Source organism: Vreelandella sedimenti (genome assembly GCF_013416325.1).
Taxonomy (GTDB): Bacteria; Pseudomonadota; Gammaproteobacteria; order Pseudomonadales; family Halomonadaceae; genus Vreelandella; species Vreelandella sedimenti.
The window spans coordinates 122,101-137,186 of record NZ_JACCGK010000008.1 but is presented as its reverse complement, the minus strand read 5'-3'; the positions used below and the strand labels follow the sequence as shown (position 1 = coordinate 137,186).

The following is a 15,086-nucleotide window of genomic DNA, read 5'->3' as shown; positions in this document are numbered from 1 at the left end:
AAGAGAATTGAGCAATGATCGGGAAGGATCGGAGTGCAACGTATAGTAAAGACTTCTTTAGATTTGATTAGAGGAGCGCTGCCCCCCCGCTCGGTGCTCCGTTTTCACATACACACAAAAGCGAATAGGGTCTCCCCTTGCTTCGAAGGGGGCCGCCTATATGCGAGCAAACAATCTCGACGCTTGCCCTCAACAACGGAGGAAGTCGTTATGAATATTGAATCCGAAATTGACCGCGTTTTCACATTACAGCAAGCCCATCAATGGCATCTAAGGACGTCGACGGCAGAACAACGAAAGGATCGTCTCCGACGCTTCAGGGAAGTATTGGTTAAATATGAGACTGAAATCCGTGATGCGCTTACATCTGATTTGGGACGCCCTGCCGAAGAGCCGGTGACGTTCGAGCTGGCCGTCACACTGGCGGATATCGATGAAGCCATCGAGCATCTTGACGACTGGATGAAGCCCGTACCTGTCCAGACCTCTGCGCCCGGGGGGCAAGCGTATATGGTCTATGAACCGCGGGGCGTCGTTCTCGTCTTCGGTTCATGGAATTTCCCGATAAGCCTGCTCCTTACCCCCATGGTGCCGATGATCGCCGCAGGCAACTGCATCATCGCCAAACCAAATGAACTCACACCCGCATCGAGCGCCGTAGCAGCCAAAATCATTCGCGAGGCTTTTGACGAGCGTGAGGTCGCAGTGTTTGAAGGCGGTGTCGATGTTGCCAACGCGCTGCTGGAACGCCCCTTCGATCACATTTTCCTTACCGGAAGCCCAGCAGTTGGCAAGATTGTGATGGCTGCAGCGGCCAAGCATTTGGCCTCGGTGACATTAGAGCTCGGTGGCAAATGCCCTGCCATTCTGGACGACAGCGCCAACTTCGACACCGCCGTTTCCGAGATCGGCATGGGGCGAATGACGAATAATGGCCAAACCTGTCTATGCGTCGATTATGTCGCATTGCCCGAATTACTACGCGATCGGTTCGTCGAGGCGCTCGGAAACCAATGGCGAGACAGCTTTTATGATGGCGAGACGTTCATGGCGGACCGCAATTCCCGCATGGTCAACTCGCGCAACTTCTCACGTGTAAAAGGATATATTGATGACGCCGTTGCACGTGGCGCCAGGGTGGCTTTTGGCGGAAACTGCGATGAAGAGAACCTGACGATAGAGCCGACCATACTGCTTGATACGCCGCTTGATGCATTGGTCATGCAGGAGGAGATATTTGGCCCCGTTCTCCCAATTGTCACTTATCGCGATGTCTCAGAGATCTATTCCTTTATTCGTAAAAGTGGCAAACCACTGGGTATGAACATTTTTTCAGAGCGGCACGAGTTTGTTGAAGACGTACTCCGCAATACCTCGTCCGGGGGCGTATCAGTTAACGGATGGGCTAGAAACTGGCCTGAGAGCCATCTACCGTTTGGTGGGGTCAACACTAGTGGAACAGGTCGTTATCACAGCATTCATGGATTCCGCGAGCTTTCTCATGAACGTGCAGTGTTCGAAGTAATCTGATCATACGGGCTTGCCTTAGGCCGGGCCTCAACCGAGCCTAATTGGTGCTTGCCCTTGAGCACTCTGAGAGGGCAGGCACTGTTTTAGGCCTATAGATAATCTGCCAGGTGAGGCCGCAACTGATCCCGAGAGTGAACTGCACCCCAAAAGTTGGACATTAATCCAACGATTGGGGTGTTTTTATGGCGAAATACAATGAAGAGTTCAAGCTGTCAGTAGTAAATTGCTACGCAGATGGACAAGTCTTGAGTCAGTTCACGGAGAGACGGCTTTATCACATGACGGTGAAGAACATTGCCGAAACGCTACTATTACGCTTTCTGGTAAGCAATTACGGATTTTTCAATTGCTTTGCGCGCAGCGTCAGCACCTTCCCATGACTCAACCTTTACCCATTTGCCTTTTTCGAGATCTTTGTAGTTCTCGAAGAAGTGAGCAATTTGCTGGCGCAGTAGCTCGGGTAGGTCGGTAACTTCATGAATATCGTCATAGAGCGAGCTTAGCTTGGCGTGAGGTACGCAAATCAATTTAGCGTCTTCACCAGCTTCGTCGGTCATATTCAAAATACCTACCGGACGCGCGCGAATAATGCTGCCAGGTTGAACCGGGTGAGGGGTAACCACCAAGGCGTCCAGCGCATCGCCATCGTCGGCGAGGGTATGGGGGATAAAGCCGTAATTGGCGGGATAGAACATGGGAGTGGCCATAAAGCGGTCAACGAGTAGCGCGCCCATGTCCTTATCAATTTCATATTTGATCGGGTCGTGGTTGGCTGGAATTTCGATCACCACGTAAACGTCGTTGGGGAGATCCTTTCCAGCAGGGATATTATCGAAGTTCATCGTTGATTCCTTGGTAGTGCTGTGGCTAGAGTCGTGCCGTGGTTAGGCAAACGTGTCAGAGTCGTTTATGGCGAGGAATTATACGAACATGACTGCACGATTACCAATGCGACATAGGTGGGCCGCTAGTGATAATTAATTAGCCCTGCAAATGGGACGAATACGATAGAGACGTTTGGTGGGCATCGTTTCTGTTCCGCTGCGTGTATCATAGCGCTATTGGTTGACAGTGATGTCCCTCGATCGAGTCGGCAACCTAGGAGGATGACTTGTCGCACGCCCAGTTGCTCATTAGTTATGGTCAAGCGTTTGTCGCGCCCGATCGGCGCCTGCATCGCAGTTCAATGTCGGTTCGCTTTCCTGAAGCGCCGCTGCTTCGCGCCAAAGGTGGCTGTGCGGTGATCAGCGACTCCATTTCACGCAATACCATGGCCAAGCAGGCCGGTGATATCAGCGTACGCGGCTTTCTGGCCGACTACTTCTCCACTCCCGATCACTGGGATGTAAAAACTTCTGCCACGCGCGTACTACGTGCGCTCAACAGTTGGTGCTACAGCCAAAGCCAGCATGTGAAAGAGGGCAGTTTTGTTTCATCCATGTCGGCGATGGTGTTTCGTGGCCGTGAAGCCCACCTTTTCCACATGGGCGATACGCTGGTCTTTCGCTTACGGGGTGCCGAGTTTGAACAGCTAAGCCGCGACCATGTGACCGATTTAGGCGGCTATCGTTACCCTTCACGAGCGCTGGGTATGGACGGCAGTGTCGATATCGATTACACCCACATTGCGCTGAAGCAGGGCGATCTGTTCCTGTTTACTACCCAGGGCGTGCGCGGCACGCTGCTACCTTCCGACTATGTGCGCTTGATTCGCCAAGATGCCAGTGATCTGGATGCCGCCTGCGAGCGACTAGCTGATGAGGCGAAGCAGCGCGCCCAAGAGCGCGGCTATGGCGGTGACCAATTCTGCTTCCAGCTGGTACGTATCGATGAATTACCCGATGAGGTCACCGAGCACCCGGGGCAGCTCTACGGCGATCTACCAATTCCCCCTGAGCTGGCGCCGGGGGAGCGTTTAGATGGCTTGGAGATTCTCGCCGTGCTATCGCGAACGGCGCAGTCGCGGGTGTACCGTGTCCGTGATGTGCATAGCGAACGGGAAATGGTCATGAAAGCGCCCAGCCCTGAGCTCTCGTTGCGCAATGCCTATCTTGAGCACTTCCTGCTCCAGCAGTGGGTAGTGGAGCGGGTTAACTCGCCCTTTGTGGTTAAGGTGATGGAGCCATCTCGGCCACGACGCTACCTCTATTATCTGATGCAGCATATTGAAGGCGAGACGCTGCGGCAGTGGGCAGAGCGCCATCCTCAAGCCAGTCTGACCCAGCGGCTGGACATTGCCAATCAGCTGGGTAAAGCAGTGCAAGCACTGCATCATCGGGAAATTATTCATCAGCAGATCAATCCCGATAATATTTTGATCGACCCTCATGGCAAGCTCGTGCTCACCGATTTTAGTGCCTGCCATATGCGTGATGGGGAAGGGCATCGCCACTCAGGTGAGTTACTCAGGCAGATTGGCTTTAACGAACACAGCGCACCTGAGTATGCCTTGGGCGACAGCATTGGTCGGCGTAGTGATCAGTACTCGCTAGCCTCCACTACATACTGGCTTTTGACCGGTGCATTACCTTATACACTGACACCCAACAGACTGCGCAGCCATACCGACCTCGAAGAGTTGACCTATCGCAGCGCGCGAACCACCAACCCCGAGATCTCCCAAGAATTAGACGATGCGCTACGCCGCGCCTTGGATCCACAAAGGGCGTTGCGGTTTAGGCGTATGTCCGAGTTTTTGCATGCGCTTAGAGTGCCACTCGGGCGGCTGCCCAATCGAGAAGAGAGCCGCCAGGAGCCGCGGCGTTTCTGGCAGGGTGTGGCGGGAATTCTGTTATTGCTGCTAGTACTTTCCTGGTTGTTACGCTAACCCCAAGCGGCGAAATGCACATAAAAAGGGGCGATGAATCACTTCATCGCCCCGTTTTTTTATTGCCGCTATTTTTAGCCTTGCTGGGTTAGCTGTTTACAGCGTAAAAATGGGCAACTTGCGTTCTGCTTTGGCCAGTTTCAGTTTGGCGACTTTGGGTAGGCCATTCTCGAACGGTGGGAAGTCCTCGCCCTGAATCAGCGGTGAGAGATAGTCCCGGCAGGTCTGGGTAATGGCAAAACCGTTTTCGCTGATAAAGTCCCGGGGCATAAACTTCTCTTGGTTGGCCACCTGTGAGAGCGGGGCAGAGATCACATCCCACTGGTAGGGCGCCTGAGAGAGGCGGCGAATGGCGGGCATCATGGCGTTTTTACCCGCCAGCGCCAAGGTTACCGCTTCGCGACCCACCGCATAGGCTTGTTCAACGTCGGTTTTAGACGCCAAGTGACGTGCCGCGCGCTGCAGATAGTCGGCCACTGCCCAGTGATACTTGTAGCCCAAATCCTGCTTGATCATACCGGCAAGTGTTGGTGCCACGCCGCCAAGCTGGCGGTGGCCGAACGCATCGGTGTTACCTGCATCGGCCAGGAAAGTGCCATCTTCGTAGCGAGCGCCTTCAGAGACCACAATAACGCAGTAGCCATACTGTTTAACGCTCTCTTCAACCCGCGCCATGGCCGCTTTACGGTTAAAGGGGATTTCCGGGAAGATAATCATATGCGGCGGCTCGCCTTCGGCTTCGCCTGCTAAACCACCTGCAGCGGCAATCCAGCCCGCGTGGCGGCCCATCACTTCGAGCACAAATACCTTGGTGGAGGTAGCGCACATGGAGGCGATATCCAGCGATGCCTCCAGCGTTGAGGTGGCAATATACTTCGCTACGCTGCCAAAGCCCGGGCTGTTATCGGTAATCGGCAGATCGTTATCGACGGTTTTAGGCACGTGGATAGCGGTCAGCGGATAGCCCAGCTTCTCGGAAAGTTGAGAGACCTTTAAGCAGGTGTCGGCGCTGTCGCCGCCACCGTTATAGAAAAAGTAGCGAATATCATGGGCTTTGAAGACCTCGATCAATCGCTCGTACTGGGCGCGGTGGGTGTCGATGTCTTTTAGCTTATAGCGGCAGGATCCAAACGCGCCGCCCGGCGTATAGCGCAGGGCAGCAATCGATTCATCACTCTCTTGGGTAACGTCGATAAGATCTTCCGTTAAGGCTCCGATAATGCCGTTATGACCGGCGTAAACCTTGCCTATTTGGTCGGGTGCTTGGCGGCAAGCTTCGATAACGCCGCAGGCGCTGGCGTTGATCACGGCGGTGACGCCACCGGACTGGGCGTAAAAGGCATTATGCTGGGCCATGGAAACGTCTCATCTCCTAAAAACGGATAGTTTTAATCGATATATTTATCACCGCCAAATACCCGCTACCCGGCATTGTCGGTGCTAAACCAGATTGCTGTAATGGGCGAAGTTTAGCGTAAAGCCTGGTTTTCTGCATCAGCGGGTACGCTGTTGACGGCGAGGTGTTAATCCGTACCGTCCATCTCTTGCTCGCGCTGGGCAAGTTGCCAGCCACCCAGGTCTTTATAGCGATTAACCATTGCGCAAAACAGTTCGGCAGTGCGCTCGGTGTCATAACGAGCGGAGTGAGCGGCTTTGTTGTCAAACTCGATGCCCGCGGCACGACAGGCTCGCGCAAGTACCGTTTGACCATAGACCAGGCCTGCAAGGGTGGCGGTATCAAAGCTTGAGAAGGGGTGAAAAGGATTGCGCTTAATGCCGCAGCGATTGACCGCCGCGTTCAAGAAGCCCTGGTCGAACGCCGCATTATGGCCGACTAAAATAGCGCGCGTGCAGTCGTGGGCTTTGATCGATTTACGAATCGGACGGAAAATTTCGCCCAGTGCTTCAGACTCGCTCAGCGCCACCTGGCGACGCAGGGGGTCGTCCAGGTTGATACCGGTAAAATCGAGCGCGGACTGCTCTACATTCGCTCCTTCATAGGGCTGAATGTGGTAGGCATAGGTGGCATCAGGAAGCAGGTTGCCCTCCGGATCCATGGTCAGCGTGACGGCGGCTATCTCGAGTACAGCGTCGCCTTGGGCATTAAATCCCCCGGTTTCTAAATCAACGACCACAGGCAGGTAACTGCGAAAACGTTGGGCCATTAATTCGCGGGCAATTGCCTCGCTCATGCAGCTCTCCTTATCTTCAAGCGAGTAATAGTCTTCAAGCGAGTCATCAGTCAACATCAGCGGCAAACCGCCGCTTTGAATGGGGTGATTCTAGCAGCTTTAGCCCCCAGGCGTCGTTGACGGTATTCGCTGGGCATTGAGAACGCTATACTCAACGCCAGTCTCAACGGTTTACTCCAACGAGCTATCAAATACGAGCTATCACATTCGCCAGACACTAGAGGCAAGTGTAGTTTTTACTCATGAATATCTTATGGTCAACGAGGAGCAAAGAATGTCCGATGTCAAAAAGGTTGTGCTGGCATATTCAGGCGGCCTGGACACATCCGTTATCGTTAAGTGGTTGCAAGAAACCTACAACTGCGAGGTAGTGACCTTTACTGCCGACATCGGTCAGGGCGAAGAAGTCGAACCGGCGCGAACTAAAGCGCAAGCGCTTGGCGTGAAAGAGATTTACATCGAAGACTTGCGTGAAGAGTTCGTGCGTGACTACGTCTACCCGATGTTCCGCGCCAATACTATCTATGAAGGCGAGTACCTGCTGGGCACCTCTATCGCTCGTCCGCTGATTGCCAAGCGGTTGATCGAAATTGCCAATGAAACGGGTGCCGACGCTATTTCCCATGGTGCTACGGGTAAAGGCAACGACCAAGTGCGTTTCGAACTTGGCGGCTATGCCCTGAAGCCCGGCGTAAAAGTGATCGCCCCTTGGCGGGAGTGGGATTTAACTTCTCGCGAAAAGCTAATGGCGTATTGCGAAGAGCATAAAATTCCGGTCGATTTTTCTAGTAAAAAGAAAAAATCGCCCTACTCAATGGATGCCAACCTGCTGCACATCTCCTATGAGGGCGGCATTTTGGAAGATCCCTGGGCCGAAGCTGAAGACGATATGTGGCGCTGGAGTGTCTCTCCTGAAGCCGCGCCCGACCAGCCCACCTACGTTGAGCTGACGTTTGAAAAGGGCGATATCGTGGCCATCGACGGCGAGCCGTTGAAAGCCCATGAAGTGCTCGAAAAGCTCAACAAACTGGGTGGCGACAACGGTATTGGCCGTTTGGATATCGTCGAAAACCGTTACGTGGGCATGAAATCTCGTGGCTGCTATGAAACGCCAGGGGGCACCATTATGTTGCGTGCTCACCGTGCCATTGAGTCACTAACCCTAGACCGCGAAGAAGCCCATCTGAAAGATCAGCTGATGCCGAAATACGCTGAAGTGATCTACAACGGTTACTGGTGGAGCCCTGAGCGTCGCATGCTGCAGGCGGCCATTGACGAGACCCAAAAGAATGTCGCGGGTGTCGTGCGTATGAAGCTCTACAAAGGCAACGCTACCGTAGTGGGCCGTAAGTCCGATGAGTCGCTGTTTGATGAATCAATCGCTACCTTTGAAGATGACGCTGGTGCTTACAACCAAAAAGATGCCGAAGGCTTTATTAAGCTAAACGCGCTGCGTTTGCGCATTGCCGCAGGCAAGGGTCGCAAGCAGAGCTGATTAAGCGCTTATAAAAGCAGCTTATACCTTGTAGGGCGGCCATCGCATTGCCGCCCTACAAGCAATGGAGCCATTGTGTTTAAAAAGGAGCCATCATGCTAAAAAAAATACTTTCCGGTCTCTTCGGTGGTGATCGTCAGGCTGATTCAGGCGCTACCGCCAAAGCTGCTGAGCCGGTGGAATACAAAGGCTACGAGATTGTCTCTCAACCAGACAATCAGAGCGGTCAGTACCGCGTCAGTGGTTGGATTCGTAAGGCCGACGCCAGTGGTGAAACCCTTGAACACCGCTTTGAGCGTTCCGATATGCTCCCAGGACGAGAGACCTGTGATGCCATGATGGTCACCAAAGCGCAGCGCTATATTGATGAAGTGGGTGAGGCGATGTTCGCACCAGACCCGCGCAGGGCAGGCGAGAGCGAGTAGCAACAACGCCGTCATAATATTTAGTGAAGGAGAGGCGTATGCGCTTAGTACACCAGGCTTCACCCTGGCGCTCTCTATTCCATAAGGATGGAACACTCAATACCTCGGCGCTTAATGCGCCGTTAGAGCATCTCTTCTCGAAACTCTCCTCGACATTCCCCTCGCCGCGAACCTCCTTAGCCGACGCCTATGCGTGGCAACTGCCGCTGGTCGAAACGTTAGTGCATTATGATCTGCCCGCCTGGCGTATTAGCCAAATCATCAGTGATCACAATGCTTCTCTGTATCGCCAAGCGATAGCGCAATCCCTTGACGAAATGCAGGCGCAGGGGTGGGGCGCTCCGCCAGTTGACTACTGCATACTGCTACTAGGCTCCGCGGCGCGTTTTGAGAGCCTGCTAGGCCCCGACCAGGATAATGCGCTGATTATTGACGATTATCCTGACTATCGCCATGTAGAGATCGACGGCTACTTTCAAGCACTGGGCGAGCGGTTTACCCAGCGCCTGGATGAGGCCGGTATCCCGCTCTGCCATGGTCATGTCATGGCGCGATGGCCGATGTGGCGCAAACGGCTGAGTGAGTGGCACGCGCAGCTAGACATTTGGAGCGCTGACCGCCAAGTAAAGCGCGTACAACAGACTAATATCTTGCTCGATTTTGCCCCGGTCGCTGGTAATCCGGCGCTTGCTAAGCAGTTGGGTGAGAGCATCGTTTCGACACTTCCCAAAGCGCCGCTGTTTATGGATGAAATGGCGGCGCTACTGGATGAGCTGCCGGTGGCGCTGGATCGCTTTGGGCGGCTTGCCTCAAGCCCAGGCCTGGATGCCCCCCACGGGCAAGCCCTTAATCTTAAGCATCAAGGCTTGTTGCCGTTGATTAGCGCTGCACGCTTACTCTGCCTGCGGCACGGGCTGCGCGATATACCCACCCGCGAGCGATTAATCGCGCTAAGTCATGTAACGGATGCGCTAACGTCGGCTGAATCGGCGTTGCTGCTAGCCGCTTTTGAGCGACTGCAGCAGCACCTATTGGATCAGCAGCGGTATAACAAAGCCCGGGGGCAAGCTGCAGATGGTTGGATTGATATGCGACGCCTGCGCGAAGATGAGCGCCTGCTGCTGAAGTTTGATCTGCAGCAGATCAGAGCTTTTGTCCTGGGAGTGAAAAACGTCTAGTCCGCGGTGGAAAGAGAAGTGTCATCCGGCGCTGCGGGAAGTTCTAGTGTTAAGCAAGCGCCGCCTAAGTTTTTGGCATCCTCTACCCAGAGCCGCCCCCCCTGGTGGGCGATAATGCCCCGACTAATCGGTAGCCCTAAGCCGCTGCCCCTTGGCCGACCCCGGGGAACATCATCGCCTTGCTGAATTTGATGAAATTTTTCAAATACTCGCTCACGTTCGTCCTCGCTAATACCCGCTCCGTTATCCTCGACGCTCAGGCGGAAATGACGGCGATGGCGATAAAGCGTTAGGCGCACTTTTGGCTGCTCCCGATCGGCAAACTTACCCGCGTTATCAAGCAGGTTAATAATCACCTGCTCTAAACGATCATGGTCGCCAACCACCATCGCCGGATCAGCTTCTAAGCTAACGTCTAGCACTATGCCGCGCTCCTCATGCAGGTGCGCAATAGCATCAATGCTATGCCGAGCCAGGGCGGCAAGATCAAGAGGAACGGGATTAAGCGTTAAACGGCCGCTCTCCAGGCGGGCAAGATCCAGAATTTCTTCAATTAAACGTGACAGGCGCTGGCTCTCGTGGACGATTACACCAAGAAAATGCTGACGTTTTTCATCAGGCAGTTGGCTGCTATCGCGCAATATTTCGGCAAAGGCACGAATGGAGGTGAGCGGCGTGCGCAACTCGTGGCTGACCATGGCGACAAACTCATCTTTTAACCGGTCCAGCTCGCGCAGCCGCTCATTGGCACTACGCAGTTCTTCGCCAATTTTCACCAGCTCCTGAGACTTCTGCTCCAAACGGCGGTTGTACTCCAGAGTTTGTGAGGTCGTGTCCAGAATGCTCAGAATCGACTCAATATCCAGTGCTTCGCCACGTACCACCGAGTTGATCAGTACTCGTGCTGAGGAACTGCCCAGCGCCCCCGCCAGTGCTTGTTCGGCGCGAGTAATCAGCTCCGCGGTGGCGGGCTCGTCCGCTGCATAAGCGCTTTTGGTTCCGCTATGGCTGAATACGCGGCGGGTGGTCGGGGGGCCAAGATAGCGAACGAGTAGTTCTTTGAGTGCACCCTGGGTAGTTTGCCCGCGCCATAGTGATGTCGATAGTGAAGTGGTTTGCAAATTGGGGTGCATCGCTTCGGTGAACAGTGCCGCCTGAGTTTGCTCAAGGGGCGTAGGGCGGGTAAACAGCGATACCCCCACCAATAGGCCTACGTTGGCCAACATGCTCCAGAGCAGCGAATGGGTATAAATATCCCAGTTTTCGAGCCCGAATAAGCCGTAGGGCACTAGCCAGCCGATACCCCATGGCCCCTCGGTGAGCAGTGCTGTATCCAACCAACCGGATTGAGCGAACCCGGGTAGCAGCAGGGTATAACACCAGATTAAGAACCCAGCGATTAAGCCGACGGTGGCGCCTTGGCGAGTAGCACCACGCCAATAGAGTCCAATCAAGAGCGCTGGAGCAAACTGCGCGGCCCCAGCGAAGGAGACCAAGCCAATAGTGACAAGGCTATAGGAGTCACCAATCAGAGCGTGATAGAGATAGCCTAGCAGTAGAATTAGCACGATAGCGATGCGCCGAATACCCAGCAGCCAGCCGGCAAGCTCCCCTTTGGTACTCAGGTGCAGTCGCCGTGAGCGCAGCAGCAGTGGCATCACCAACTGATTGCTAACCATAGTGGAAAGCGCGATTGTCTCCACAATCACCATACCTGTCGCCGCAGATAGGCCACCAATAAAGACCAGTAGCGGCAGCCCTTCTAAACCTGCTGAGAGCGGCAGCGTGAGCACGAAGCTGTCCGGATCACCTGCGCTGACGCCTAACAGCAGACCAGCCAGCGCAATGGGAATAACGAACAGATTGATCAGCAACATGTAGAGGGGGAATAGCCAGCTTGCTCTGGCTAAGTGCTGCTCATCGACATTCTCCACCACCAATACCTGGAATTGGCGAGGCAAGGTTAAGAAGGCCAAAAAGGCCAGCACCAGCATGCCCACCCAGCCGGTGCCCCCACCCGGAACACTATTCAACCGCATGCTATCGACAAGGGCGGGGGTGGCCGCTACCTGAGCAAACAGCGCGGCGGGGCCTTCAAACATCACAAACACCACGAACACGCCAACGGCCATGAAGGCTACCAGCTTAACGATAGATTCCACGGCGATCGCTGCCACCATGCCTTCATGGCGCTCGCTGGCATCCAGGTGGCGTGTGCCAAACAGAATAATAAACACCGCCAACACCAGGGCGACCCACAGGGACTTGTCCATCCAGAAGTGTTCATCCACCAACGTAGTGTCGGCCGCGCGGGGATAATTGATCAGTACTGCATGGCTAACAGTGATGGCTTTTAACTGCAGGGCAATATAGGGGGTGATACTAATCAGCGCCATTAGGGCAACCAGTGCGCCTAAGCTGGTGCTTTTGCCGTAGCGGGCACTGATAAAGTCGGCAATTGAGGTGATTCGTTGCCGCGCTGCAATGCGTACCATCTTGCGTATAACAAAAGGGGCCAGCAGCATCGCCAGCGTCGGCCCCAGATAGATGAGCATAAAACTGGGGCCATACTCAGTGGCGCGCCCTACGCTGCCGTAGAACGTCCAGGCCGTGCAGTAAACAGCAATAGAAAGGGCATATACCGTTGGCGAGCCAATGATGGAGCGTCCCTGCTCCGCCCGCCGGTCGCCCCAGGCGGCGACCACAAACAGCAGCGCCAAGTAGCCAAAAGCGGTGCCGAGGATAATCGCCTCACTACGCATGGTTAGCGGCCTGCACGCTGTTCCATCAGCCAGGCGGTTAAGCCGATCACCCCAGCCCAGGCGATAAATAGATAGAGCGGTAGCCAGCCCACGCTAAACGCGGGAAGGCGATCCACCACGATAATCAGCGGCGGGCAGAAAAGTAGCAGTGCAATCGCCACCAGAGCCATTAGGCGCTCTGTTTGGCGTGATTTAACACCGAACGGTTTCATTAGGCACTGGCATCCTGTCGGTCGAAGGCGTTGGCTTGCAGCGCTAACAACTGCTCGAGGGTATCGACGCCGCGGGCTTCTAAGCGGGGCAGCAAAGCTAGCCATAGCTCGGCGGTAACACGGGCATCGCCTAATGCAGTGTGGCGGGTGCCCGGCGGAAAAGCCAGATCATAGCGCTGGGCAAGGCTATCCAGATCATGCCCATCGAGTGCTTCGTCCAGTGCCCTTGAAATCAGCAGGGTGTCGATCACAGGGATATCAAAAACGACCCCTTTGTGGCTAATGGCAAGTAGATCAAAGGCGGCGTTATGGGCCAGCAAGACGGCTTCGCCGACATAATCACGAAAGCGGGTAAGCACAATATCCAGCGGTGGCGCACCGACCACATCGGCATCGGTAAGGCCGTGAATCGCGGTGCTAGCCGGTGGGATTGGCCGCTGCGGATCAACTTTTTGATCGAAGACCTCGCTTGCCAATAAACGGGCGTTGACCACGCGGCAGGCGCCAAGACTGATGACGGTGTCGCCTCGGCGTAGCTCAAGCCCGGTGGTTTCCGTATCAAAGGCGACTATTTCCAGGCTGCGCAGTGTTCGGCTGGCCAGCGCTTCATCTGGTGGAGGAAGGTCGGCAATGCCAAAGTCATGGAACTCAGGACGCGGCGGGGCGATTTCTCGTGGGGCGCCGACGCGCTCCATGGCGGGCAGGGGAAGTCGCAGGCGTGAATGAACGCTGTCATCGTCGGCAAGGCTCCAGATATCGCTGGCGTGCTGGCGCAGTACATCAGCGACGCTTGGCGTCAATGGCAGAGAGTTTAGCGGTTGCTGGCGCCACTCTGCCAGCTCGTGCTCAGGGATCGCTTTGCCGCGCCAAATAAGGTCGAGGTAGACGCGTTTATTGCCCAAGCATATCTCACCCTCAAAGCCACTGTCAGGCAGATGGGTATTGAGGTGCTTGACTAAAGAGTCGAACAGCGCAATCAGCGCTGGGGCGTCGCCTTTAAACCAGGCAGGCATACCCACCGGGGTGATTAAGCGGTGCTCCGGGTCTAGGCGCTCATCCAATGCTTGCCAGAAGTCATTTGACCACATGGGGGTTAAGCGCTCGCCCTGGTGCTGCATGTCATCAAGTAGCTGGCCAATTTTAGCCACGTTGTCACCGAGCGTAACACCTTCCTCGTGGATTACCCGCTCAAAACGCTGGCGTAAAGACGAGGTGCTGACGTCATTTTGACCGCGCAGTTGTACCAGGGCATCAGCAGCGCTGGTCAGGCTGGCAGTATGCTGGCGAAGCGGTGTCAGCATGGCCGCCAGCTCCGCTCTAACGCCCATCTCACTCGACCATGAGGCGGTGGCGTCACTAAATGTCAGCAGTGTTTCGCCATCGCTACCCGGTACGCGGCGTAAAATCACTTTGAGCCAGCGGTCATCACAGGGAGCGAGTAACTCGCGCGGGGAGCCGTCATTAGGTAGTTGGCCGAGTACTTGCTGTAAGCTCGCTACCGGCAGCAGCGCCTCCAGGCGTTTTCCTAGCCCTAACCCGGTATTACCCTCAAAAAAGTTCTCGGCTGCCTGATTGAACAGCATGAGGCGGCGGTGGTGATCGCACAGTAGCAGCGGCGTTTCGAGTACTTGCAGCAGCGTTTCCAGCTCCTGGCGAATGCGTGCAGCGCTGCGGGCGCCGTCAGCGTGAGCGGTGGCGAGACGACTGCGATCTGATCGCCAGCTTTCACGTACTCGACGTAGGTCGGGCCCCAATCCTTTTAGCCAACCTTCGGGTGGGTGCTCGTCCCGGGCGTCCGGGTTGGCGACCAGGCGCGCCAGTTGCACCTGTAAATGGCGCAGCGGGGTAAACAGCATGCGCTCAAGCAGCAAACCGACTAAAAAAATCGTCGCGCCACCGGAGAAGCTGCCTAGCCAGAGGGAGATGCGCGTTACGCCTGTAGGAGCGAGCTTCGCATCCAGCCAGGCGGCAAAAATGGCCCCACCCAGCAGGCTGATCCCGCTAAGAAGTAGCCAGAGGCCCATCAGGCGCTGACGTTTGGGCAGCCCGCCTCGGGTCATGGCTGCTCCTCAATGAGTAGCGCTTTGACTTTTTCGACCAGCGACTGAGTAGAGAAGGGCTTGGTGATGTAATCATCGGCGCCCAGCGCCATGCCTTTTTCCCGCTCAACATCGCGTCCGTGAGCGGTCAACATAATAATGGGAAGCTGGGCAGTAGCCGCTTCGCTACGCAGTCGCTCTAAAACGTCAAAACCGCTAATCCCCGGCAGGCTAATATCAAGTAGCAGTAGATCAGGCTGGCTATCATGCACTCTTGCCAGGGCCTGTTCACCATCTTCGGCGGTGACGACCTCAAACCCTGCTTGCTCCATCAGAAATTCTAGCGATAAAACAATGTTGGGTTCGTCATCGACGACGAGCACTTTAGCCATGGAGCTCTCCTGCTTTTATTTGTTTTAACATTTA

Annotated in this window: 12 protein-coding genes; 5 read left to right on the top strand and 7 right to left on the bottom strand. The window is 55.1% G+C overall.

What is annotated here, in order from left to right; translation table 11 throughout:
* The first annotated feature begins 210 nt into the window (after nt 1–210).
* Nucleotides 211–1,530, top strand: coding sequence for an aldehyde dehydrogenase family protein (locus HZU72_RS10670; protein WP_180091777.1), 1,320 nt, complete (start codon nt 211–213; stop codon nt 1,528–1,530).
* 311 nt (nt 1,531–1,841) lie between these two features.
* Here the strand turns inward: HZU72_RS10670 and ppa are convergent, their stop codons facing one another.
* A complete protein-coding gene (gene ppa, locus HZU72_RS10665) occupies nt 1,842–2,372 on the bottom strand; it encodes an inorganic diphosphatase (protein ID WP_180091776.1) in 531 nt (176 codons plus the stop codon).
* A 269-nt stretch (nt 2,373–2,641) separates the two neighbouring features.
* Between ppa and HZU72_RS10660 the strand changes: the two genes are divergently transcribed.
* On the top strand, nt 2,642–4,357 hold the full coding sequence (locus HZU72_RS10660) for a bifunctional protein-serine/threonine kinase/phosphatase (RefSeq protein ID WP_180091775.1): 1,716 nt from the start codon (nt 2,642–2,644) through the stop codon (nt 4,355–4,357).
* A gap of 96 nt (nt 4,358–4,453) precedes the next feature.
* Here HZU72_RS10660 and HZU72_RS10655 read toward each other — a convergent pair whose 3' ends face one another.
* Nucleotides 4,454–5,713, bottom strand: a complete 1,260-nt coding sequence (locus tag HZU72_RS10655) for a 6-phosphofructokinase (RefSeq protein WP_180091774.1) — start codon at nt 5,711–5,713, stop codon at nt 4,454–4,456.
* Nucleotides 5,714–5,880: 167 nt separating this feature from the next.
* Nucleotides 5,881–6,549, bottom strand: a complete 669-nt coding sequence (gene rnt / locus HZU72_RS10650) for a ribonuclease T (RefSeq protein ID WP_180091773.1) — start codon at nt 6,547–6,549, stop codon at nt 5,881–5,883.
* A 274-nt stretch (nt 6,550–6,823) separates the two neighbouring features.
* On the opposite strand from rnt, the gene HZU72_RS10645 reads away from it, so the two are divergent.
* From HZU72_RS10645 to HZU72_RS10635, 3 genes are all read left to right on the top strand, one after another.
* On the top strand, nt 6,824–8,044 hold the full coding sequence (locus HZU72_RS10645) for an argininosuccinate synthase (protein ID WP_180091772.1): 1,221 nt from the start codon (nt 6,824–6,826) through the stop codon (nt 8,042–8,044).
* Nucleotides 8,045–8,139: 95 nt separating this feature from the next.
* On the top strand, nt 8,140–8,469 hold the full coding sequence (locus HZU72_RS10640) for an HlyU family transcriptional regulator (RefSeq protein WP_180091771.1): 330 nt from the start codon (nt 8,140–8,142) through the stop codon (nt 8,467–8,469).
* Between the two features lie 38 nt (nt 8,470–8,507).
* Nucleotides 8,508–9,647: a DUF294 nucleotidyltransferase-like domain-containing protein gene (locus HZU72_RS10635; RefSeq protein ID WP_180091770.1), complete on the top strand. Its 1,140-nt coding sequence runs from the start codon at nt 8,508–8,510 to the stop codon at nt 9,645–9,647.
* Here HZU72_RS10635 and HZU72_RS10630 read toward each other — a convergent pair.
* The 4 genes from HZU72_RS10630 to HZU72_RS10615 are packed head-to-tail and all read right to left on the bottom strand — an operon-like array spanning nt 9,644 to nt 15,052.
* A complete protein-coding gene (locus HZU72_RS10630) occupies nt 9,644–12,409 on the bottom strand; it encodes a sensor histidine kinase (RefSeq protein WP_180091769.1) in 2,766 nt (921 codons plus the stop codon). The genes HZU72_RS10635 and HZU72_RS10630 overlap by 4 nt on opposite strands.
* Nucleotides 12,410–12,411: 2 nt before the next feature.
* Nucleotides 12,412–12,621 carry a hypothetical protein gene (locus tag HZU72_RS10625; RefSeq protein WP_022523648.1) on the bottom strand — a complete coding sequence of 70 codons (210 nt, stop codon included), beginning with the start codon at nt 12,619–12,621 and terminating at the stop codon, nt 12,412–12,414.
* Nucleotides 12,621–14,681: a 3'-5' exonuclease gene (locus tag HZU72_RS10620; RefSeq protein WP_180091768.1), complete on the bottom strand. Its 2,061-nt coding sequence runs from the start codon at nt 14,679–14,681 to the stop codon at nt 12,621–12,623. The genes HZU72_RS10625 and HZU72_RS10620 overlap by 1 nt, the downstream gene beginning before the upstream one ends.
* Nucleotides 14,678–15,052 carry a response regulator transcription factor gene (locus HZU72_RS10615; RefSeq protein WP_180091767.1) on the bottom strand — a complete coding sequence of 125 codons (375 nt, stop codon included), beginning with the start codon at nt 15,050–15,052 and terminating at the stop codon, nt 14,678–14,680. Before HZU72_RS10615 ends, HZU72_RS10620 begins: the two co-directional genes overlap by 4 nt.
* Between the last annotated feature and the right edge of the window lie 34 nt (nt 15,053–15,086).